This window comes from Paenibacillus sp. FSL R5-0914, from assembly GCF_038004525.1.
Taxonomy (GTDB): domain Bacteria; phylum Bacillota; class Bacilli; order Paenibacillales; family Paenibacillaceae; genus Paenibacillus_AQ.
Genome location: NZ_JBBORH010000001.1, coordinates 2,105,613 through 2,129,556, shown reverse-complemented (window position 1 = coordinate 2,129,556; position 23,944 = coordinate 2,105,613). Strand labels below are relative to the sequence as shown.

General features: G+C 42.7%; 21 protein-coding genes and 1 pseudogene. 5 read left to right on the top strand and 17 right to left on the bottom strand.

The annotated features are described in order from the left end of the window. Positions 1-199 precede the first annotated feature (199 nt). Positions 200-922, top strand: a complete 723-nt coding sequence (locus tag MKX60_RS09375) for a YheC/YheD family protein (protein WP_076300431.1) — start codon at positions 200-202, stop codon at positions 920-922. 89 nt (positions 923-1,011) lie between these two features. Here the strand turns inward: MKX60_RS09375 and MKX60_RS09370 are convergent, their stop codons facing one another. From MKX60_RS09370 to MKX60_RS09345, 6 genes are all read right to left on the bottom strand, one after another. Beyond that, on the bottom strand, positions 1,012-1,335 hold the full coding sequence (locus tag MKX60_RS09370) for a hypothetical protein (RefSeq protein ID WP_076300430.1): 324 nt from the start codon (positions 1,333-1,335) through the stop codon (positions 1,012-1,014). Between the two features lie 103 nt (positions 1,336-1,438). Continuing rightward, a complete protein-coding gene (locus tag MKX60_RS09365; RefSeq protein ID WP_341059596.1) occupies positions 1,439-2,386 on the bottom strand; it encodes a hypothetical protein in 948 nt (315 codons plus the stop codon). After that, complete coding sequence (locus MKX60_RS09360; RefSeq protein ID WP_076286005.1) at positions 2,383-2,940, bottom strand: RNA polymerase sigma factor; 558 nt, start codon at positions 2,938-2,940, stop codon at positions 2,383-2,385. Before MKX60_RS09360 ends, MKX60_RS09365 begins: the two co-directional genes overlap by 4 nt. 150 nt (positions 2,941-3,090) lie before the next feature. Continuing rightward, positions 3,091-3,735, bottom strand: coding sequence for a hypothetical protein (locus tag MKX60_RS09355; protein WP_341059595.1), 645 nt, complete (start codon positions 3,733-3,735; stop codon positions 3,091-3,093). Between the two features lie 156 nt (positions 3,736-3,891). Then, on the bottom strand, positions 3,892-4,890 hold the full coding sequence (locus MKX60_RS09350) for an NADP-dependent oxidoreductase (protein ID WP_341059594.1): 999 nt from the start codon (positions 4,888-4,890) through the stop codon (positions 3,892-3,894). 16 nt (positions 4,891-4,906) lie between these two features. After that, a complete protein-coding gene (locus MKX60_RS09345; RefSeq protein ID WP_042194449.1) occupies positions 4,907-5,197 on the bottom strand; it encodes an ArsR/SmtB family transcription factor in 291 nt (96 codons plus the stop codon). A gap of 365 nt (positions 5,198-5,562) precedes the next feature. Here MKX60_RS09345 and MKX60_RS09340 point away from each other — a divergent pair, with 365 nt between their 5' ends. The 3 genes from MKX60_RS09340 (at position 5,563) to MKX60_RS09330 (ending at position 8,582) form a co-directional block, all read left to right on the top strand. Then, the gene (locus tag MKX60_RS09340; protein WP_341059592.1) at positions 5,563-6,597 is read left to right on the top strand and encodes a helix-turn-helix domain-containing protein; all 1,035 of its coding nucleotides are present in this window, start codon (positions 5,563-5,565) and stop codon (positions 6,595-6,597) included. Between the two features lie 295 nt (positions 6,598-6,892). Next, complete coding sequence (locus MKX60_RS09335; RefSeq protein ID WP_076286001.1) at positions 6,893-7,426, top strand: RNA polymerase sigma factor; 534 nt, start codon at positions 6,893-6,895, stop codon at positions 7,424-7,426. Further along, complete coding sequence (locus MKX60_RS09330) at positions 7,413-8,582, top strand: DUF4179 domain-containing protein (protein WP_341059591.1); 1,170 nt, start codon at positions 7,413-7,415, stop codon at positions 8,580-8,582. Before MKX60_RS09335 ends, MKX60_RS09330 begins: the two co-directional genes overlap by 14 nt. Positions 8,583-8,705: 123 nt before the next feature. On the opposite strand, the gene MKX60_RS09325 is transcribed toward MKX60_RS09330, so the two are convergent. The 9 genes and pseudogenes from MKX60_RS09325 to MKX60_RS09285 all read right to left on the bottom strand — a co-directional run bounded on the left by MKX60_RS09325 (position 8,706) and on the right by MKX60_RS09285 (position 19,695). Then, positions 8,706-10,658, bottom strand: coding sequence for an AraC family transcriptional regulator (locus MKX60_RS09325; RefSeq protein WP_341059590.1), 1,953 nt, complete (start codon positions 10,656-10,658; stop codon positions 8,706-8,708). Between the two features lie 893 nt (positions 10,659-11,551). After that, positions 11,552-11,967, bottom strand: a pseudogene (locus MKX60_RS09320) (phage tail protein); the annotation flags it as partial. Positions 11,968-12,040: 73 nt separating this feature from the next. Beyond that, on the bottom strand, positions 12,041-12,940 hold the full coding sequence (locus tag MKX60_RS09315; protein ID WP_076300423.1) for a hypothetical protein: 900 nt from the start codon (positions 12,938-12,940) through the stop codon (positions 12,041-12,043). Positions 12,941-13,159: 219 nt separating this feature from the next. After that, positions 13,160-13,633 carry a hypothetical protein gene (locus MKX60_RS09310; protein WP_076300422.1) on the bottom strand — a complete coding sequence of 158 codons (474 nt, stop codon included), beginning with the start codon at positions 13,631-13,633 and terminating at the stop codon, positions 13,160-13,162. 323 nt (positions 13,634-13,956) lie between these two features. Beyond that, positions 13,957-14,373 (bottom strand): hypothetical protein, encoded by a 417-nt coding sequence (locus MKX60_RS09305; protein ID WP_341059588.1) that lies wholly within the window; start codon positions 14,371-14,373, stop codon positions 13,957-13,959. Positions 14,374-14,407: 34 nt separating this feature from the next. Further along, on the bottom strand, positions 14,408-16,147 hold the full coding sequence (locus MKX60_RS09300) for an ABC transporter ATP-binding protein (RefSeq protein WP_076285995.1): 1,740 nt from the start codon (positions 16,145-16,147) through the stop codon (positions 14,408-14,410). Next, entirely contained in the window at positions 16,144-17,925 is a 1,782-nt protein-coding gene (locus MKX60_RS09295; RefSeq protein WP_341060286.1) for an ABC transporter ATP-binding protein, read from the bottom strand. Before MKX60_RS09295 ends, MKX60_RS09300 begins: the two co-directional genes overlap by 4 nt. 171 nt (positions 17,926-18,096) lie before the next feature. Beyond that, positions 18,097-19,122 (bottom strand): helix-turn-helix transcriptional regulator, encoded by a 1,026-nt coding sequence (locus MKX60_RS09290; protein ID WP_341059586.1) that lies wholly within the window; start codon positions 19,120-19,122, stop codon positions 18,097-18,099. 258 nt (positions 19,123-19,380) lie between these two features. Beyond that, positions 19,381-19,695 (bottom strand): hypothetical protein, encoded by a 315-nt coding sequence (locus tag MKX60_RS09285; RefSeq protein ID WP_042191434.1) that lies wholly within the window; start codon positions 19,693-19,695, stop codon positions 19,381-19,383. A 234-nt stretch (positions 19,696-19,929) separates the two neighbouring features. Here MKX60_RS09285 and MKX60_RS09280 point away from each other — a divergent pair, with 234 nt between their 5' ends. Beyond that, on the top strand, positions 19,930-20,250 hold the full coding sequence (locus MKX60_RS09280; protein ID WP_042191436.1) for a hypothetical protein: 321 nt from the start codon (positions 19,930-19,932) through the stop codon (positions 20,248-20,250). A gap of 258 nt (positions 20,251-20,508) precedes the next feature. Here MKX60_RS09280 and MKX60_RS09275 read toward each other — a convergent pair whose 3' ends face one another. Both MKX60_RS09275 and MKX60_RS09270 read right to left on the bottom strand, forming a co-directional pair. Further along, positions 20,509-22,242, bottom strand: a complete 1,734-nt coding sequence (locus tag MKX60_RS09275; protein ID WP_341059584.1) for a family 10 glycosylhydrolase — start codon at positions 22,240-22,242, stop codon at positions 20,509-20,511. Positions 22,243-22,279: 37 nt separating this feature from the next. Beyond that, entirely contained in the window at positions 22,280-23,926 is a 1,647-nt protein-coding gene (locus tag MKX60_RS09270; protein ID WP_076285992.1) for an extracellular solute-binding protein, read from the bottom strand. Positions 23,927-23,944: the final 18 nt, after the last annotated feature.

The window sequence follows — 23,944 nt, the reverse complement described above, 5'->3', positions numbered from 1 at the left end:
TATGCATTCGCGGAAAGAGTGTTTGGGCGAATGCCAATAAATAATCCGCGCCCAGCCGAAGCTGAACAGTAATGAAATTTAGCCGCCTAAAAGCCTTTTTCACCTGCTTCGGCTCATAAATATGGACGAATATCCACTTATACTGATTCCTAATTTGACTTAGAATTACCGTAGAAGATTGAAAAAGGCTGTGATTCTAATGTTAATCAAAAGAGACAAATGGTTGCAATATCGCATCCTTCGCAAAGGTTCCTCTCTCGCCGGACGGCTGCCAGAGACACAGTTGCTTAAGAAGAACGCATTAACGAATATGCTGCTTCACTATCAAAGCGTCGTATTGAAACCCCGCAACGGGAGTTACGGAAGGGATATCCTGTTCATTAAACGAAACGGTGCAAACGCCTATCGTATTCATAACGAAAAGAAAGTCTTCACCATGACAGACAGCGATAAGTTACTTAAATTGTTCCGTAAAAAAGACAGAGGTCGTGGATATATTGTCCAAAGGCGTCTGCAGCTTGCCCAAATTCAACACAAGCCATTCGACATTCGGATAATGGTTCAGCGACAAAAGAGCTCTTCATCCACTTGGATCGTGACAGGCTCATACGCGAAAGTTGCGGCGCAAGGATATCTAGTCACAAATGTGGCTAGCCGCACCATTCCAGTCCTTGAGGCACTCAAATTAGCCCGAATCGGAGATCGGAGCTTGCTTGTCAAAGCGGAACAGATCGCATTATTGGCAGCTACACGACTGGGAGAGCGTTACCCAAAGCTTAGACAAGTCGGGTTCGATATAGGCATCGACAGGAACTGCCGGATTTGGATCATTGAAGGCAATTATCAACCGGACTTACGCCCATTCCGGCTCTTGAAAGATTCCTCAATGCATCGCAGAATATTATGGTATAAGAAACATTAGAACGAAAAAAAAGACGACCAGCCTCTTATCTTTGGCTTGTCGTCTTTTCATGTTTGGTGCCTATCCTTGATAATACCCCGCTTGCAATTTTACTTACGTCTTTTGTTACTTACAACACGCGTCACTTGGAACTTATTTACCCCTACCTGTATAATGGCAAACTGGCTGTAAGAAGTGCCGGAAGACGTATAAGGTTCCGCTTGAATATTTCCACTCGGCGTTCTAACCGTTGCAGTGATTCTAGTCACCAAACAGACTCCACGGCTAGAAGCTTTCCAAGTCTCGTCACGCTGAACATTATAATTGTCATCACTACATAAGATGGATGCATATTCAACTTTTCCAAATGCATTAAACGATGTGGAGTTAAAGATCTGTACGGGGTCATAACCGCCAGCTTTTCTATTTCCCATCCTCAAAACCTCCCTTATTATCGATATTATTCATTAAATGCAATTCCATCGTTTTGGTAAGGTATAAATGTGGACAAGAAAAAAAAGTACGTTTATCCGATGGTCACAACCCCTTCTCTTTTACTTCTATTATCTTTTTACTAAACTGATATTTCACAGTAACATTCTCAATAATCTCAGTATTCTGGTAGGCAAGAGAACCTTCAAATACTAATGTATCATTGTCTTTCCACACCAGGTTATCAGCATAGCTATAATTCTCATGATCGTTGCGAATCCATGTATCTAGTTCTTTTTGTGCACCATATTTGACTCTTGCAGATTCTATTAACTCTGGACTTGTCATTCCCTCTTCAATATTGCTAATTTGAACGAAATTACTTTTATTAGAGCATGTTACGATCGCAATTAACTTATGATTTGGAGAAGGGATAATTTTTGTAATATACATAGATGGTGCAGAAAAACTTAAATACTCTTTAAGCACATTGTCTTTTATTCTCCAAATGACATTTTGACTTCCATAATCCGAATAATTATTAAACAACGTAAATATCATACTTCCGTCTGCTAGCTTAACAATATAAGGGCTCCGATAACTTTTCGACAAAATATCTACGGCAAAAGCAGCCGCATCAGCGATTTTTTGATTCTCATTTTTTATAAATGGCTGAAGTTGTTTTAACGCTTTTACTCTCAACGTGGGATCATTAAAGCTTTCTACCAGCCTATTAATAGCAATATATACATATTCATTATTATCACTTTTTAAAGCATGTAGAAATTTTTCCGCATCATATTGAGTAGCAGGCTCTAACTCCATGTCTTCAGCATTTAAATAACGTATGTAAGGCTCTGAATTTTGATTTTTATAATATTCTGTTGCTAATAAAGCTGAAGCGGTTGAACTATATAGGACAAGACAGGCAACCAAAATAACCCACTTTTTAGAAATTCCTTTTTTCCTTTTCTCTGTTCCATTGTGCCCAGCCGCTTCAATTAAGTTTTCATCAATGAGTCCGATCTCCTTAAATAAATCTTCTTTTTTCATAGGTTAACCCCCTCTTTGTCTAGATGAACTCGAAGTTTATTTCTTGTCCTAAATAATATAGATTTCACTTTACTACTACTCATATTAAATCTCATAGAAAGCTCATCTATTGAATAGGAATACCAGTACCTTCCAATAAATATGTTTCTCGCTTGCTCATCTATGCCATATAAAAATTGATTTATTAAGTTTGCGATCTCACCTTCTTCATACTCTGTTTCTACAGTATCAGGCGAAGCTAGACATTCTTCTAGTTCCGTTAGAATGACTTCAAACTCACGATTACGCTTTTTCGCTGTGTTATAACCATACTTATCAAGCGCAATATTACGGATGATCCTCCCTAAAAATACCGAAAAATTCCTAGGCAGATTAGGCGGTATCGCATTCCATGCCGCTAAGTATGTATCGTTCTCACACTCTTCAACATCCGAGAAATTTGAAATAATGTTTCTTGCAATGACTCTGCAGTAAGCCCCATATTTATTTTTAGTCTCTAAAATGGCTTGCTGTGAACGCTGTAAGTATAGGTGGATTATTCCTTGGTCTTCCATTCGTTTTTCTCCTTTTAAACACTCTTATCTATATAGTAGAGAATTCTTAGGATGGGTTGCACTTATATTAAAATTTACACCAATATATAAAGACAACCCCCTCCTAAACAAGGAAGGGGTCTTTGTAATAGATCTGCCTTTTCGTCATCTCTACAATCCAAAATGTTCTCTAACTAACCTAAATTGTTCTTCCACGCTCATACTTGGTATTCTTTCAACGGTTTTGATCCCCATTTTATTACAAGCAGTCTTAATCTCATTGGAGAACTTAACCATAGATTTGTTACCGTGTTTAATCGTTTCTTCTGGATTTATCGTGTAGGCGTTAATACAATCTAAAATCATCTTATGATCTTCTCTAAAGTAATATAATCTCTTTATCTCTTCATCGGACGTATAAAAACAAATCATTCTCTCTTCTGGAATAAACGGTAGTATACGTTCAGGCATTATTCCTAAATCTATTATAATTGGTTTATCATTAGGCATTGTTAACAAATCAATGATAAAGAAGTCCATCATCTCTTCGACGATTTGAAATAGCCACTCGCAGTGCTCATCTACGGGTTTATTGAACCACTTATTCCAATCCAAATCAGGATTAGGAAACTGAAGGGCAGGGTATTCAACAGGACTAGTGAATGGTCTGTATTTCAAGACATCATCCCCCAATGTTTGAAAGCCTAGCTCCTCTACAAATTTCTTGGTCATGGTAGTCTTCCCAGCACAAGGCCCCCCATTAAGCCAGTAAACATGTTTTAATTGTTCCTTCAAATAATTATTATTTATCTTCATCCGGTACACCCCATATGATTTGTGTAGTATCTTACTTTAACACGTTGGTTTCGGAGAGGTGACGGATTCTTATCTTCCTATAACAGTGAAAACACATCGAAATTCTCCTTTCTTGGCACAAGTAGTTATATTCTACGAGTGGGGTTAAATTCCCTATCACTTTATCTTTAATACGATCTTTCCCTTTGCCCTGCCCAATTCAGAATACTCCATCGCCTTCTGAGCTTCTTCGAAAGAGAATATTTGATCAATTACAGGCTTTATTTTCCCTGCTTCTATAAGCTCCGAAATGATCTCCAATTGTCTCCCGCTTGGTTTCATGAACAAGAAGCTGTATTTGGCATTATATTGCTTTTCTAATTTTGTTAGCTTACGGGTAACCAATCGAAAAAGACTCGTTTTTATAAAACCAGACCCATATTCAACTCCGAAGCGTGCATTGGGCAGCCCAGATACCGATACAATTTGTCCGCCCGGTTTGACTATTTTAAAAGCCTTTTCTAATGTCTCTCCGCCAATCGTATCGAATACTCCATCATAATTTTGTAAGACCTTATCAAATTGTTCTGTTTTATAATTGATTATTTGATCGGCCCCAAGAGATTTGACCAGATTAGCTCCAGCATCGCTAGTAGTTGTAGCCACATTAACTCCCATCGCTTTAGCAAGCTGGATAGCAAAGGTCCCAACGCCGCCCGAACCAGCTTGAATCAATACCTTTTGCCCTGCCGATAGCTGTAATATATCATGTAATGCTTGATAGGATGTAAGCCCGACTAATGGGATTGACGCCGCTTCCTCAAAGGAAAGATTTTGAGGCTTTAAGGCTATGTCGTCCTCATGTATGGATATATATTCTGCGAAGGTTCCAATTCTATTTTTTCTTGGCCGTCCGTATATTGCATCGCCTATTTTGAATTTTGTTACTTTATTTCCTACTTTGGTGACTATACCTGAAAAATCATTTCCTAACACAAGCGGCATATCGTATTTCAACAACATACGAGTTTTGCCATCCCGCACCTTGAAATCGATAGGATTAATACTCGCCGCATGGATTTCTGCCAACACATCATAATCACCTACTGAAGGTGTTGGAATGTCTGCCATTAGAAGAGGACTTTTCCCGTATTTTTCAATGATCATCGCTTTCATTAAGAAACCTCCAATTCTAATAATATTGTTCCATAAATTCATCGAGATGGTTTATAAGATTTTTTAACACTCCTAATTTTGTTCTAACGTCCATAAAATAATAATTTTTAGAGCCTTCTTCCCTCACCATTATAATTCCGGCTTCTCTTAAGATTCTTAGATGATGGGAGACAGCAGGTCGTGATAGATGCGTTTTTTCAGTAATCTCACCTACGCGTAACCCGTTCGTACAGGTAGTCTCCATAAGTACAGTAATAATAGATTGTCTTGTCTCATTACCAATAGCTAAAAAGACCTTCTGGCACATCTTGAAATCGTCTTTGATGACTTCGACTTGTTGCTGTTTATTAATGATTCTCACCGCTTTCGTTTCGTTCAATCGTTTAACTTAGTGAACCATTTGCTGACGAGTATGTCATAACAAGATATGCTCCGCAACCTTGAGAAAGAAAATCGAGATCACAAGTAAATTTTTTACATCCCCTCGCCTCCAACCCTCAGAGGAGAATTGTCGATAGATCTCAAATCGCCCTTCTTATAAATTGAACCAACGTCCTACCAAGTTAACCTGATAGGTTAATTCGCTTAACCAAGCGGTCATTGTGGATATTTTATACAAAAAGTTATAATTCAATTGACTAGTCGAAATGATACGAATTGGAGGTTATCCAAATGAATATTGAGATAGGAAAAAAAATCAAAACACTACGATTACAAAAAGGACTAACTCAGGAAGAACTAGCAGCAAAACTGAATCTGTCATCCCAAGCAGTATCTAAGTGGGAAAACAATGTAACCATGCCTGATATTCAGATTCTTCCTGATTTATCCGTGATTTTTGGTGTTACAATTGATGAATTATTTGCATTAACCGATGATACCCATTTAGAACGAATTGGAAATATGATTAGTACTGAACATTTTATATCCGAAGACGATTTTAACTATGCTGAACAATTTTTAAAAGGAAAACTAAATGATGCGCAAAAAAAATCCCCATCCCTCACCTTGCTAGCTCAGTTACACATTCATCGTTCAGATGAGCACCGTGAATTGGCTTCCCATTATGCCAAGGATGCGCTGCTATTAGCTCCGGACAGCAAAAGTAATCATAATGCCTTGCGAGATGCGGAGAATGGAATCATTTTTGATTGGAACTTTTCAAATCACCATAAACTCATTGCGTATTATAAGAATTTCGTGCCGAATCACCCGGATTACTGGCAGGCTTATGTTTGGCTTATGAACTACTTAATCGCAGACGGCAGATGTATTGAAGCAAAAGAAATTCTGGAACAATTGAACCAAATCCATCCTGGTCATTTATATCAAAAATATGGAGGGCTGATATGCAAGGAAGAGGGTAACCTTTCTCAGGCGCTGGCTCTCTGGGAGCAAATGACTGATTTGTATCCTGAGGATTGGCTTGCATGGTCCTCCAGAGGAGACTGTATGGCTAAACTTTGCAGGTACGACGAAGCCATAGAATACTATTCCAAAGGTTACGAACTACAGCAAAGTCCAAAGTATACAGATGCATTTGAAGCCATTTCTCATATATATATAATAAAAGGGGAATATGATAAGTCTATTGAAAAGCATCACGAAATAATTGAGCTGCTAGAAAGGGACTGGAAAGTCACAGAGGGTAAGACCATTGAATTTTATAAGAGAGAAATAGAAAATTTAAAGATAATTGTTGAATAAACAAACCTAACATTTATAAAAATACCAAATAACATGGACGACTGGCCCTTTCCGCCAAAACGGCGGAGGGGGCTTTTGCTTTTAGTAAGCAAAACTGCCCCACCAGATACTACATTATTTTGTGAACCCAGAATGCTTGGAGAATCCCGTGTGTCCTGATTTTGCCCAAGCGGTGCAGTCTTCGGATATCTTAGGTTTTCTTTCGTTGTAACCTTCTAGCTACCTATCCGATCTAATATTTAAGTAACGTTACGAACATCCTAAGACTTTTAGTCAAGAAAGCAGGTAAAAATTTTTGCATATTAATCCTATTGTCGTCAAAGCCAAAGCTGGGGACCCAGAAGCATTCGTGCAGTTGATGCAGGAGATAGAGTTACCTTTATATAGAACTGCAAGGTCCATCGTCAACAAAGACGAAGATTGTGCAGATGCCCTGCAAGAGACGATGCTTAAAGCCTTTAAGTCCATCCATACACTCAGAGAGCCCGCTTTTTTCAAAACGTGGATCTTCCGGATCCTGATTAATGAATGCAACAAAATGATCAAAAACAACGCAAGAGCCCTCCCTTATGGAGAGCTTCCCGAAGTCCCTTCCATTTCCAAGGATTATGAGAAAATCGAATTATGGGACGCCGTTCAACATCTTGAGGAGAATCTACGGATTGTCATTCACCTTCATTACTTACAGGACATGTCGATCCGTCAAATTTCCGAAATTCTCGAAATTTCTACGGTAGCCGTGAAGACCCGGCTGCATCGCGCCCGCAAAAAGCTAAAGCATTCATCTCAATTCAATCAAGAAATGGAGTTGCGACATGGTAAATACTAAGTTAGAAGAACAATTAAAGAACTGCCAAAGCCTACTTCCCGATCAGTTATCGGATATTGCCCGCTCCAAGCTGAATGAGACTTACCAAATCATCAGGGAAACCGATAATTCCATTTCCCCCGTTCAGAGAAAGATAGATGTATCCAAAACTTTTAATAAATGGTGGGTTTCCACTGCAGCCGCTGCAATCCTTGGAGTTACAGTCCTGTCTTCCGGCTTTGTATCGCCCGCAATGGCTGATGCACTCAAGCAAATTCCGGTTCTGGGACAAATCTATTCATTATGGGGTGAAAAGAACTTAGATCCCGGTGTTCAACAAGCCGAGGATTTCATCACAAACGTAAACCAAAGCGTGACCCATGGCGATGTGACTATGAATATTCCAACGTTGTTATTTGACGGAACCCGAATTCTTATGAATATAACCACTCCTGGAAACCGTCTGGCTTCGGAGCCCAATTCGCCGCCTTCAGATGCCAATAAAGGGGCGGTGGATACGTTTGAGGTTCTCTATAAAGGCCAACCTCTGCTCTGGAGTTACGAACACATGGATGGTGAGGCTGCTTCCAGCATAATGGTTCAGGTTTTGAACACTTATTATGAGCCGAGTACAACAACACAGACGGTCCAGTTCCCTGATCAGTTTGACTTGACTGTAAATGTAACGTTAAAGGGTTACGATGTCCCGTTCGAATTCGTTCTGCCTGTTACAAAATCAACGCCCGTTACCGTACTAACTTCAGAGGAGACCAAGCATCACGATAACATTAACTTGCAGATCAGTAAGGTAGAAATCACCCCAATCACAACGCAGGTATCCATTGAGTACAAAACCAAACCGGGCCAGAGCGTAGAAGAAATGCTCGCTTCTATCCCTTCGAAATATAAGGGGGCTAACGGGGGCGTCATCGCTCTTCAATTTGACATTGTGGATGAACGTGGCGTTCAACTGAAGCCCATCGGTGCTCACCCCTTAAGCGAATCTTATAATGTTCGTTTTGAACCCTTCAAGACTATACCGAGTACCGTAACCATCAAACCGTACTTAGTCGTTTCCGAAGGTCAAGCCCCAGCTGGGACTAAAGGACTGTGGGAAGACAACAATATGGTCAAGGAATATATTCCTGAGCTGGAGACTGTACTTTCGGTGCAATAGTTCATTTGTAAAAGGGTCCTTATTTTCTAGGATGAAAAAGGTATGCAAAACTACAAAAGACGAAGCCATAATAGGCTTCGTCTTTATATTTAGATGGCTTCAGGTAGGTTCAATCCAATAAGGTTATTTTGATGAAGCCAGCTTCGATAATTTGTCGGCAATATCTTCAGCTTGTAACAAGGAGGAGTATGAATCTGCAGCAAAATATTTTTCCATATCAATCTCAATAATTCGATTGTTTTTGACCGCATCCAACATCTTCCAGGTTGCTGGCAACTTAGGCGGTTCTTTGTCCTTTACGGTAAGGACAATAACGTAGTCACCTACATAATCATTTACCGTTTCCCAAGAAACTTCAACACGGCTCATTTCCTTATCAATGATTTCACTTTGAACTTTTGGAGCGGGATTCAGACCTAAAATATCGTAAGTAGCTCTGCCGCCTCTCTCACCCTGATTACCAATGACCATTAAAAATTTCTCTACCGTGATATAATCTACGATAGAAATAGTTGCATCTTTTGCAATTACATTATTAATTTTTTCGCGGGCAGCTATTTTACGTTTTTCGAAATCTGCCACAAACTGTTTAGCCTCTTCTTCTCGATCAAGGATTTCTCCCATAGCTGTAATCTCTTCTTGAATCGTTGCGTATTTACTTGTATCAAATAATACGGTCGGTGCGATCTTTGAATAGTTACTATAAGCATCTTTATTCCACGTTATGATGACGTCTGGCGCTAGCTCTAATACTTTCTCAAAAGAAATACTTCCTTCTGCCCCTATATCTTGTACCGTCTCATCTAAGAAAGGTTTGAGAAACTGAGAATACTCCAGTTGGGTATTTGATGCTCCAACCGGTGTTACCCCAACGGCCAAGACTGGCCCCAAATCCCAATCAACTACAACACGTTGGGGATTGGCTGGAACATTAACATCCCCCATGACCGTTGCTATTTTCCGCAAACCTGTTTTTTCAATGGCCTGATTGGAAGGTTTACTTTGTGTTGGTTCTGCTCCCGCATTGCTATTACGGCTAGTGTTCCCATTTCCGCAAGCTGCAAGTAACAGTGTAAGCACAAGCATTAACATTAATCCTTTTTTCGTTTCGATCCCCTTTAACATCTGTTTATCCCCTTCAAGTTTTAATTGATAATGATTATCATCATCAATATAACAAGCAGAAGAATATTTGCCCATGGAGGATAAGAACTCTTGCCATGGACTATCTGAAACGATCAAACCTGTCTTCACCTTATTTTTGTATTGAACTGGCGTCGTCCCAACCTGCTTCTTAAACAGACGGGTAAAATAAAAGACATCACTATAACCTACGTTTACAGCAATTTCCTGTACGGTGGCATCGGTTTGAATCAGTAATTCCTTCGCTTTAGCCATCCTCGTCTGAATTACATATTCAATGGGACTTCTCCCTGTCCGGCGTTTGAACTGCCTCGATAAATATTGAATGCTATAATTCCAAACTTCTGCCATAGATTCAAGTGAGATAGGTTCATAATAATGTTTGTGAATGTATTGAATGATCTGTTCCACTAAATCTATTTCTTTGGGGGCAACTCCTTGAAGCTGTAACTGCTGTACAAGTGTATATACGAACTGATAGAAATGGATTTTCGCTTGGAACCGTTCCATAGCCGGTCTGCGATTCCATTCCTCATACATCGATTCCGCATGACGATATAAAACAACCGGAGAAATAGGTTTACATGCGTATTGCAGATGAAAAGGGTTATTTATATGATAGGATTTCAATATTGTTTTACTAGCTTTAGTAGAAATAGTACCTCTATATAAAATGTAATAGTAAGTGACATCCTCATGTCCAACCTCGAACTTGATGCTACTTCCTTTTCCCGCATGTAAGACAAAGAATCGTTCTAATGAATGCCGATTACCATCCAACCAGATCGCACCTTGCCCTCGCACGACAAATATAAAACAACTAGCTGGGAGTATATGTTGCTGCTTACTCTGTCTACGTATCACATGTTGGCGAATATCCACCAGTTGAATCCATGAAGTGTCCCATATCTGGATGTATTCTTCCCAATTCACTGTTAATCCTCCCAATTCCAATAGCATGCTAATTCTTTGCAGCTGCAAATCCCTATACAAGCCAAAATCGTAAACGATAACCATTATCATTGTCAAATGATAGGTGACTAGTCAAACCAATTTTAATAGATCAAATCTGATGCTCCCAGAGAACCTCCAACCAAGTCGATATAGCCATTGCTAAGCATGCCACAGCTATCCTCCAAGAAATAAATTACTAACTCTTTTATTACCTAAATCACTAATATGAATAGTTACAGTTAAGGAGAAGTGTTTTTTAGAAAGTTAACACCGAACTATAATAGTCCGCTAATGTACAAAACCTGAAGTTTGTTGTATTCTATGCCAATAGCGATTGCGGTATTTATACCGTACATTTCACCATACTAGCTGCCTCAGCTCATTTCTACGGTATTTATACCGCACATTTCACCATCTTAGCCACCTCAGCTCATTTCTACGGTATTTATACCGTACATTCCACCGTTCTAGCCACTTCAGCTCATTTCTACGGTATTTATACCGTACATTTCACCATCTTAGCCACCTCAGCTCATTTCTACGGTATTTATACCGTACATTCCACCGTTCCAGCCACTTCAGCTCATTTCTACGGTATTTATACCGTACATTTCACCATACTAGCTACCTCAGCTCATTTCTACGGTATTTATACCTTACATTCCACCATACTAGCTACTCATGCAAAATAATTGTGAAGTACGCACGCTACTCAAGTTTTCGTTGCTCAAATGATAAATTCGGCCTCTTGACTGGGAGGTCTTTCCCATAGATAACCTACGCAAATCATCTATACTGGCAAGATTTAGGGCCATCCTTTTACAGGATGGCCCTTTCTTTGATGATTCATCTAAGTTGCAATTTTTCTTACTTTAATATTCTTTTATAATTACAAAAAACGAACCCCGAAATGTTCCAGCTAGCTTGGACTTCTGCCTAGCAAACTTAAACTTCTCTTCTAGCTCCTTTGGTATCTCCATCCCCTCAGAAAGCTTAAAACCAAAACAGCCCGCTTCTTAGGGGCATCAACCGTATACATAACGTTGACCGCAAGATCGTCCTCATAAAAGACATAAGCAAATTTAATATTTTCCACTTGAAAACGCGACGTTTCTAAAGGTTTGGCCGCAAACTCAATATCACGTTCATCTTTTAAAATTCGGGTCACATAATCAAGGGTCTCCTGACTTTCGCTGGCTTGTACGACCGCAAATTCATGCTTGTATTTATTCATAAAGTAACGGGCTTCATTAGCTCGCAAACCAGCAAGCGCATCTACTACAGGTGTCTCTCATTACCAAAAAAACTTATCGTTACTTATGATACGGTTCGCGTGCTGTCTGTAACGGCAAGTTTCTGAGTTAACTACTGTGCTCTTTTTCTATTAAAGTGACCATCTCACGCTCCCACTTTTCTCGCTCTTCTGGCGGCATCGGCTCCCCTTTGCCATACAGAAATCTAATCATGTAGAAGCCATTCTTGGTAAGCAGGCTAGTAACAAGTTCATGCTCTAATACATTATTGCTCATCAACTGCGTCTCAACTACAGAGCTATTATCAGTCTGATGCAGTACTTGAGCGGTCAACAAGGTCTCTTGGGAGATATAATCCGCTGTATGCTTCTCTACAGAAGATGCCTCTATCTTATCAAAATAATTAATCGTGAACGTATGCGAAGGTTCGTACCGATGGTATTCTCCTAGCGGATAATATCCGATAAATTGACTGTTACTGTAGACATGGAATGTTGCAGGTACATAGCTGTCAAGCTGAAAATACGGGATGAATCGCGCAATACCTGAATTGATCTCTTCTCCAGGAGGAATGACCGCATCCACACCACTAAGGAAATCACCCTTCTTATCTACAAAAATCGTGCTATAAGGGCTGTACCTCGTAATCCAAATCGAACCATTCTCCTTCACAGCCTCAACGTAATAACTGATAATTTGATTTCTTTTTTCCTCACGTTCATCGGCGGGGTTGACACAGGTATGAATATGCTTCCGAGTGTATGTAAAGACTGCGTTAGTGGCATCCATTGACAGCAATTCAAATTCGAGAATTTCAGATTTTATATTATAGATTTGAAATGTCATCATTAATTGAAAGTGATTTAAAAAGGACATTCCCCTCTTATCTGGATGAAATTTTTTGCTCAAACCTTCTTCATCCTTATCCATATAAGACTGCTCCAAGCCTTCAACCAAGGCCTGCAGTTCCTCTTTTGTGATGCCTTTATTTTTCTTAAAGAAAAACATGTCTTATCTCCCCTCATCATCAGTCTACTGCCAATTACTTGCTCCTATTTATTATACGGGCACACCTGTGTACTTTTCTAGTTATGTATAAATTCCCCTTTGGTAGTACCTAAAGGAAGATATCATGTTAAACATTAGGTCAACTAGATGATCGCAAAATATTATGAAAAAACCATTCCTGACAAAGGAATGGTTTCTTTGAGTAGGTATACCTTTCAGTTATCCCAACATTTTAAAATGTTCACGAACTAACCTAAATTGTTCTTCTACGCTCATGTTTGGTGTTCTTTCTATGGTTTTGATCCCCAGCTTAGTGCAAACATTCTTTATTTCATTGGAGAACTTAATCATAGATTTATTACTGTGTTTAATTGTTTCTTCTGGATATAACGTATAAGCGTTAATGCAGTCCAGAATCATCTTATAGTCTTCTCTAAAGTAATATAATCTCTCTATCTCCGCATCGGACGTATAAAAACATATCATTCTCTCTTCCGGGATAAACAGTAATATAAATTCAGGCATTATTCCTAAATCTATTATTATGATTGGTTTGTCATCAGGTAACTTCAGCAAGTCAATAATAAAGAAATCCATCATCTCTTCGACAACTTGAAATAACCATTGGCAATGTTCCTCTACAAACTTCTTGGTTATAATAGTCTTTCCAGCACAAGGTCCACCATTAGCCAATATACATGTTTTAATTGTTCTTTCAAATAATTATTATTTATCTTCATTCAACACACGCCATTTATATTTAAAAAAGCTTACTCTGACATGTTGGTTGTGAGGGGTTGGCGGATTCTTATCTTTCTATAACAATGAAAGCACATAAAAAGCCTCCATTCTTTGCACAGATAGTTATATTCAACGAGTTGGATTAATTTTCTCTATGCCAAGAGTAGAACGTCCATAAGTAGCAAAACTACCGGATCCCTAGATAAAAAAGCCCTCTCCACCCTAAAGGGTGAAGAGGGCTTAAACTTGCCGCTTCGAAGATATAGCCGACTATATTAAATTTTCGCACCCGATAATGCTTGAGCCAGTAGCTCCTCCAGCCATTTTATAGCCTCAACCTCTTTCGCGAAGGCGCCTCCGGGACAGCCGTAGGTTCTTTTAGTAGACACTGCCGTAACCGGCTTGTAAAGAGCGAGCAATTTGGCGTTCTGCATTACAACCGCGATGCCTGAGCAATATTGAGCGATTTCATGTTTGTTCCTCTTGCACCAGTTCATATACAGCTGTGTGACTGCACGCTCCGGACGTGCGTTTTTCTCTGAAGAATGCAGCATGATCAGACCAAAGGGGGATTGACGGGAGAGCAATTCTTCCCAATAAGCGGTATATTCCTCTACCGTTTCCTGATCAAAATTTTCTCCCAGACTTAGGCTTATAATCGGCCAGTTAGATTCATCCTTTGTGATAGCCATACGTTTGCCCTCCTAAAAGCGTGAATGACGTTCCCTATGACGTGATGCGGAATCCGACGGATTGCTGCTGCAGCTTCCAGAGACGGTCGTACAATCCGCCTCGGAGAAGTAAAGCTTCATGCCGTCCCTGCTCCACCAGTCGGCCATCTTCCAGCACAATAATGTTGTCTGCACCTCGTATGGTTTTCAGCCGATGCGCGATAACAATAACGGTTCTGCCCGTAATCAGCGCATCAATTCCCTTCTGGATTTCGGCTTCATTCTGCGGGTCAAGCGATGCAGTAGCCTCATCCAGCAATACAATCGGAGCGTTCTTAAGAATCGCACGAGCAATGGAGATCCGCTGCTTCTCCCCTCCGGAAAGCGTACTGCCACCCTCGCCTACCGGCGTGTCATAACCTAGCGGTAATTTCATAATGAAATCATGGCAACGGGCCATTTCTGCTGCTTGTTGAATATCCTGCTGCGACGCGCCCGGCCGCCCAAAGGCAATGTTGTTTCCAATGGTATCTTGGAACAGGTACACATCCTGAAACACAACCGACACAGACCCTAGCAAATGTTCTGGATCAATATCTTTAATATTGCGTCCGCCTAGCAGAACACTTCCCTCGTCAGGATCATAGAAACGCGAGATCAAACGCAGCACTGTACTCTTTCCGCTGCCGGAGGGACCCACGATTGCAGTCAATGAACCTTGCGGCATTTCTATGCTTAATTGTTTGAGAACAGGCTCACCTCCATAGCTGAAGGTAACATTGTCAAAGCGAATGGTACTGCTATCGGGAAGTGGAGCTGTAGTCCCTGTCATTACCGGCTGGCGAAGCAGGTCTACGATGCGTTCACCCGCTTGTTCGTTGTACCGGAATTCAGCATAGTTGGCGAGCGCCGTCGTCAGTGGATCATATATGCGTGTGCCGACAATAAGGAATACCGCCAGCTGCAAAATACCGAGCTCCCCGCCTAACAATAGATGCACACCTACGTATACCATTAAGGTCAGACCCGCACGAAGAAGAGCCATAGCCGTTAGAATGACCGGTCCGAATATCCCTTCAAGCTTCACACTTTCCTTCATCAAAGTTCGAAAAGAGCTATCCAGACGGACAAAGCGTTCTCCCGTCAGGTTGTAGGCTTTCATCACCCGAATACCATTCAAATACTCCTGTAGCCGATTCGCGGCGTTCAGTTTCGCTTTCATATGATTCGTCCCTAATCTGCGCCGCAGTCTGCCTGACAGGTACATAATTAGGAGGGCAACCGGCAGTGCCACGAACATGGAAAGCGCCATCCGCCAGTCGAGGAATAGTAAACCCGCAAGTGCGAATATCGGCAGTACAAAAGCCCCTGCAAGCTGTGGCAGCAGATGTGAAATTCCTGTCTCAACCAGCGTGAAATCGCCCATCATCATATTGGCCAGATCACCGGGATCCCGGCGCGTCAGGTAGCCTAGCGGAAGCTTACGCAGATGTTCTGCTAATTCCGCCCGTCCCTGTGCCGCAACATTGTAAGCCCCGCGGTATGCAGTGCGGTAAGCGGGGATCTCGCTCAGGAACATCAGTACCATAACAGCAGCTAGTCCCGCGCAAATCCACCAAAGCCGTTCTATCTGAAGCTCTGCACCCACCGTAATATAAGGAGCAAAAATCAACCGTACCGCCTCAATTACAAGCGCAAACGGAAGCACACTAACTATGTTAGCCAGTAAGGAAAAAAGTACAGGCTTCAGCAGCTGCTGCGGTTTGCCAGCAGTAATATTGTGCAATACCTTCATAGCTGTTCCCCTCCTTTTTCCAAATGCCAATCTCCAGCGTCACTGTAGGCATGCCACATTTGAGTGTAAAGTCCATTGAGATCAATCAAACTATCGTGATCTCCGCGCTCCACGATTTGCCCATCTCGCAGTACCAGAATTTGTGCGGCTTCACGAATAGAGGAGAGTCTGTGAGCAATAACAATAACCGTCTTCCCGCGCATAAGCTCCGTTAGTGCCAGCTGCATGTGATGCTCATTTTCCGGGTCGGCAAAAGCAGTCGCTTCGTCGAGTACAAGTACCGGTGCATTTTTGAGGATAGCCCGGGCTACCGCAATACGCTGCTCTTCACCACCGGAGAGATAGACGCCACCTTCACCGATTAACGTATCGTATCCCTGCGGAAGCCGAGAGATGAACTCGTCGCATTGCGCAGCTCTTGCTGCAGCCTGAACTTCATCCAGCGTGGCTCCCGGTTTGCCGACGGCAATATTCTCATACAAAGTGTCATAGAACAGGAAGGTCTCCTGAAATACAAAGGCAACTGTATTCATCAGTTCATGAATCGCCATATGACGGATATCCACTCCACCGATACGGATCGCACCCTCTTGCGGGTCCCAGAACCGCGGCACCAAGCTGGCCACCGTCGATTTACCTGAACCTGACGGTCCAACCAGCGCTGTAACCTTCCCTTGTTCTGCCCGGAAAGAGACCTCGCTGAGCGCAGCCGCAGCCCCCTCTCCTTCATTGTAGGAGAAGGTTACGTCCATAAATTCAACGTCGAAAGCTTGCGGTGATAGCGGCTTTGCTATTTCTGGTACAGGCTGCTGTGCCAAAAGACGATCCATCCGCTCTACGCCTTCGCCGATATCCCGAGTGCTCGAAGCCAGCATAAGCAGTTTATAAAGCGGAGATGATACGCCTGGCGCCATAATTAGAAAGAACAGCAGCACAAGCGCAAAGGACATGGAGTCCGGCTGGCCGCTTAGCATAAAAACACCCACCGGTAAAATAAAGGTAAACGAGGAGGCCAGCAATGTTTTGAACAGAACATAACCTGACTGATAACGGTCCGTAAACTCCAGACAATAATCACGGTATCTGGTCATATCACTGTAGAACTTTCGGAAGGAATGCACCGTCTGCCCGAACACCTTCACCGCTGGCATCCCCCGCACATACTGCACCGCCGAAGCATTGATCTGCTCCAAAGAATCATGATACTGCTTCACACTGGTTTTTCCCTTACCGCTCATCATAAGTGCTGACTGCACAACCATTCCTATGAGGATCGGTAGAAGACAGGCAACAGCTAACGGCGGACTCAGCCAGAACATCGCCACAATCATCAGCACCGTAGACGCCAGCGCGCTGACCAGATCAGGGAGCTGATGCGCTACGAAATTTTCCACCTTGTCAACATTCTGTTCCAGCGTCTTCTTCACTGCGCCGGTCGAAGTTCCATTCAGGAAGCCGAGCGGCAATCTGCCTAGATGTTCGGTCATTCGCACACGCAGATTATACTGAATACGAAAAGCCGCAATATGCGAACACATAATACCGCAATATGAGGTCACCAACCCTCCAACCAAGCCGCCGAGTGCAATCCATCCCCAGCGGATCATTGCATCACCGTCAACCTGTCCAGGAGATGCTGCATGCCGCAGTAGCTCGGCCAAGATGAAATAAACTGACAAAAATGGTACCATCATTAGCACGGCGCTGACAGATGACAATACGCCAGACAGGATCAGCAGGCCCCGCTTCTCTCCGGCAATCTCCAGCAGTCTCGACATGCCAGTTTTGGTTTTACTCACAGCTGTTCCCCCACTCTTTATAATTACGCACAAAAAAAGTGCACTGAGAATGATTCTCTGTGCACTAGTGTATAGGAACGCTCTTCATAGTTGCTACCATTTCCGGGATTATAATCAACCAAATCAGGAGCATCTGTTTTCGATGCGAGCTTACATCCTTGTTCCTAAAGAACGCTGTCTACCACTGATCAGATACTCTCCAGGACGCACACCGAATTTTTTACGAAAGGCTGCTGAGAAATGGCTGACATTCACGTATCCGACTCTGGATGCTGCTTCACTTACCGTCATATTTCCATGTTCTAGCAGCTGCTGTGCCCTTTGCATCCGTTGTTCGATCACATAGGCATGGACAGTATAACCGAACATTTCCTTAAAGCCCTTCTTCAATTTGAACTCATTAAGGCAAATAATGCGAGAGAGCCCTGCTAGCGTCGGTGGATGTAAATAATCACGTTGCAGAATTTCCTTGGCTAGTCGCAGGCTCTTCATATCATCTCTAGATAGCTTGACTGTGTGGGAAATCCGATCAGCTTCAAATAAAGATTCATTGAGATAGACAGCCATTAGCTCCAGCATTTTCCCCTCCAGATAGAGTTCCCGCATACCCTGACTATAGGAACAATCCGCAATTTGAGACAGAATGAGTCGGATAGATGGTGTGATAGCGTTTTTGCCAAAAAATAACCCAGCTCCTCCTCCGGCTTGGAGCCGTGTATCCTCGGTCAGTCCGCTGGTCATCCGCTCAAATTGTGCCGGACTCATATCTATGCTGAGGAATCTGTAGCCCGCTCCGCTAAGGTATATACAATTTTCACTTCTTACTCCGCCGTGAAGCAGCACACTTTCTCCTGTATCTATGGCAAAATAGTCCTGCTTCAGCGAGGTCCCCCATTCAATTCCATGTCCCATACAGAATATCAGCTCCGTACGAGGTGTTCTAAACTCGCCCTTCGCTTCGATATCCCGATTAAATTGGAGATCAAAATCCGTCATCTGAAGATAACGCTGAGTAAGCAGGCTCCGGCAGCTGCCCTCCCCTAACTCGACCGGTGGTTTTATCTCAAAGTGGCTTCCGTCCAACTGGTAAGTAATACTAAACCCTTCGCATCTAAGCGTCTTATGGGCATCAATCGTTTCCGCTTCATTCAGACCATCGCTACGCTTCATGCTCATCCCTACTTCCCCTTACTTTGGATTAATTATATATGTATTGAGAATGATTATCAATTGAATGTTCTTTTAGCAAATATGCATAAACAACAAAAAACCTTCCCACCCCTAAAGGTGAAGAAGGCTTAAACGCGTCACTTCTGAAGACATGGCCAGCTATATTTTCAGCTCCATAACCACCTGTGAACGGCCTTTAACGTTTAGTTTTTACATTACATTGGTGGTGGGGGGAAGGTGAGATGCATCCGATTGTTCACCAATTTAAATTGCTAATCCCTCCAATCGTTCAATTAGCAATGGAATCGCTACTTCAATCCAAAACTCCAGACAAACATGCCCACTGGACATACCACCATGACTGTATTTCTCACAATAGATTTGTTTATCTAAATCACCTAAGCTACTTCCTGTTAATTCCTCAAATGCGTATTTGAATATCTCTGCAAACTCCTCACCTGTACATGGATAATTCACTTCCTGAAAGTACCTCTCTAGCTCATCCCAAAGATATGGATCCCCTCTTAATCCCCACCTTTTTGGTCGCTCATTAAAAATAACTGATACTGTCTTTAGCATCCCCAGCCTCCGCCGCTTTCGAATTGGTCAACTATAACTTAACTCTATGAAACAAGTTAGAATTTCCGATATATCGTACTCACTTAATCTGTGTAAACAGTACTACTGTATCATTTTTAACCGCCAATTGTTCCAAATCCAATTATAATGTTTCTGACTATAATTAGATGATTTCAGACTGGCCAATTACTTAAAACTATTTAAAAATTCGATTAATATAGGGAGAAGATATAAATGATATTTTTTTCAGAAAATTCAAAAATACCAGATAAATATGCAGACTTTTTGAATAAGATTGCAACTTTCTTTGGGGAAGAAGAGAATTTCAAAGGTATAGTAAACGACACTATGGAAATCTTAAGACTGTCGTTTAAGGATGATATTTCCGATGCAGAATTGTTAAAGCGCGCAAGTCTTAATGGTATCATTAATGATCCGGATGTCTTTATGGAAATGATAAGTGACAATCCTGATAAAACCAAAATAAAAACAGTTTATATGGAAGAACTTAATGCTTTGTATTACACGATAAATGACATTTTCAGAACACTATGAGCAAAGAAAGAAGACATTCACCCGTATTTCGGAGATGAATGTCTTCTAACCCAATCTGCTTTGCACTGTGTTCTGCCGATTATATTACATCCTCAGATTCCAAAGTCAGCCGGTATCCGTTCTTTCTCTCCCTGACAGCAAATCCCCAGGCTTCGGGTGCTTTCCAGGAGGTCTAAATACAAATCAAGCCTCTGATATCTTTGCTTTGCCCATAGAAAATAAAGCGAATGATGATGTATAGTTGTAATTGTATTAGACTTAATCCGTAATTTTCACATTTCCAAACACGGCCTTATTCCTCGAATCATCCCCCGGATTGCTGAGCGCTATGCCAATATACACCTTGCGATTCATCGGGATCTGAACAGTTCCAACCGTCTGCCAGTTATTCCCGTTCGTCGAAATAGCCCCTTTGAAGGTATTTCCGCTTCTGGTCAGCTTTAGCCATCTTGGAGCCGAGGCAGCCGCAGTATGGTCGACCATATTGCCCGCGGTCTCTGCACGATACTGGAAGGTTGCCCCATTCTCGGGGGTAAGCATCATATCTGCGTGCTTCGAATTATGACCCAGCGACTCCCGAATCATAATGCCGGCCTTGGCCCAGCCGTCCAATCGGCTAGTGGACTGCACTTTAACAATAATCTCCGCATTGCCGCTCACGGATTGGTATATATAATTCAGTTGATCTCCATTTCCCCAAATATCCGTAGAGCTGCTGCTGAGTGTATATTGCTTATTGGATGAATTGTAGGTAACGTTCCCCGGCATGGAACCGATATTTCGTGCCTTCCATCCTGCTGGTAATTGAGCCGGATAGTCTTGTTCTACCGGAGGCGTCCAGCCTGGCGTCGGCCAGGTTTCACGTTCTTTGATATTGGCTAGCTCATCTTCTGGCCAGGCCCCGTAAGCAAAGAACGACAGACGCTTCACACCTAGATAATTCTCGCGGATCCCCTTGTAAATCTCCTGATATTGATCATCTGTCCAGTCATTATCCAGCGTCGCAACAATTTCCACGTCACTGCCGCTAATCCGGTCGCTCGTATCCTTCAGGATTCCGTAGGAAGTGCTGTATACCCAATCACTATTGAACTCCCAGTCATCAAAGTACGCCATTGGTGCAACAAAGTCGATATCATCCTTGAATTTCGCTACATTCTGCCCAACTTCAATGAATTCTGGCGGCAAAATATACACGCCGAGCTGCACATCCGGCTTCGAGGACTGGGTGATATCCTGACGAATATCGCCCACATACTGTCCGATTTGATCGGTCCTCCATTCATTCCACTGCTCACGCTGAGGCGAATCCCTATCGAAGTCAATGCTGAGCGGGGAATACCCGAACTGCGCCTGATACTTCGCAACCGTGTAATCACTGACGTCCATGTTGTAATTGTCGAAGCGGATCCAGTCTAGCACAACACCGTCAACAGCATAATTCTCGATCACTTCCTGAATAATGGAACGCTCATACTGCTGCACTTCATGGTGAAGCGGATTGACGAAGTATTCGTTGCCGTTAGAACCTGTGAACGGAGTCTGAACCCCGTTAACCAGCGCTTGCATCTGCCATTCATCGTGAGCAAGGAAGGCTTGCTGATCATGGAACTGGGGAATCCAGGCATGAACCTTAATTCCTGCAGCATGGGCTGCTGTAATGACAGCCTGCAGGGCATCGAAATTCTCGTAGCCTTGCGCGATCGGAGCGATATCACTCTGATAAAATACACTTCCAGACGGAACCTCATCATCTTCATCCTGCTTCACGTTCATGCTGATGACATCGACACCGTAGCTTGTGGACAGCTGAATGAAATTATGGACATCCGCCGTGTTCTTAAACTGGTTTACGGTCCGTACAATAACTTCCGTTTCAAAAGGGGGATTACTCTCCTCATCGGCCTTAGCCGGCATGGAACCACCTACTATCGAAGAAACCAATACGAAGCTTAACATTGCTATGCATCTCGATCTCAGCGCAAATGCCATAATATCGCCTCCACAAGTATAAGATTTTATAAAAGTCTTATTTCGTCGCGTTGATTTTCTTGACATTCTCCTGCCATTTTTCGGTTCTGAACTCAAGCAGCTTATCCAGCCCCGCTTTTTGGGTGTTCTTTTTGGCTGTCTCCAGTGCCGACAATACCTCTTCATCCGACTTCGCCTGAACCATTTGTGCGTAAGCAAGGGTATAAATATCCCCGACATTCTGTGCGATGATGCCAATCTCCGTATCCGGAAGCGGATCGGTATTCACAAATTCCGTAATGTCCAGCGCGGTTTTCCAGGTCACCGTGGACTGCGCCACTGTCTCCCATGATTTCTGGTTCGCGGAAAGCAACGCCTCTAAGCTCATTTTCGCCGTATCAATAAAGGTCGTATTTCCCGCCCAGTTAAAGTCCTCGAATTTTCTCATCGTTTCGGTACGTTCGTTAGCAGGAGTCGTCTTGTATTTCTCATTCGGAATTGGTGCTCCGTCTGCGTCCTCCTCATCCCAGTACAAGCCTTTAGGACCGAAGAAAAGCACCTTCTGTCCCTCCGGACCCGTAATCCAGTCAAAGTAAGCGAAGATGGCCTCCGGATCCTTGGCCTTTTCCGTAATGACACTGACGTTCCAACCCAGCGTCTCGAAACCGCTTACAAACACTTGCGTTTTGTCTAGTTCGGCTTTATGAATCGGCCAAATAATTTCATAACCGCTGTCCGGATTGTTCGCAGTCAGTGCACGGTGTCCCTCGGCTCCATACGTAGTGATATTGGATTCGACCATGACCGCTACCCGGCTGGTATTGACCTTTTCTTTGACCGCATCCTGGGTTTGCTGCAGTGCATCCTGCGTAATCAGCCGTTCACGATAGAGCTTATTGATATACAGCACCATCTCCTCGTAAGCGGGATCGTCCAAGATAGATGACAGCTTGTCGCCTTCCGGATATCCCATGAGTGAAATGAACTTACTGGTGGAGTTCTCCTTAAAACCGCCATACATAATTTCCAGACCTGCCCCCTTCTCGCCAACCTCCAGAGGTACAACATCCGGATACTTTTCTTGCACCAAGCGTAAATATTGATACAAATCATCAAAGGTCTCCAGCGCCGGTCTGCCGAGCTCATTATAAATATCTTTATTCACCATCCATCCGCCGTTGCCGAATTGCCCGGATGTATACCAGTTGGGGATTTGATAGATTTTTCCGTCATCTGAACGGAGCAAATTCAGGGTGGATTCCTTCACATATTTCTTGAAGTTCGGATACTTGTCATAGTAATCATCCAGCGCAACAAGTTGCCCTGCCTGCACCAGCCGTTCCACTGAGGATCCCCGGTCAGTAAAAATGACATCCGGTAAATCACCACCGACGATCATCGTGTTGAGTTTTTCTCCGGCCGCACCTCCCGATTGAATCGGTTCAACAGTAACCTTACGGTTCTCTTGAATCCATTTTGTCGCCTCATTATCCCCCCATGGTGATGTAGTAAGCCAGTCGTAATTTCCATAGAAGCTGAAGGTGACGGGCTTAATCCCGCTGCCGTCATCAGTGGTGACCTCAGTATTCAGATTTTTCTCGCTTGTGTTTGGTGAAGTGTTAGAATTCCCCCCTCCGCTACAGGCAGCGAGAAGAAGCACCAGCGAAGTCAGCAGAAGCGATACCCATTTCATACGATTGCCCATTCTTTTCCCTTCTTTCTA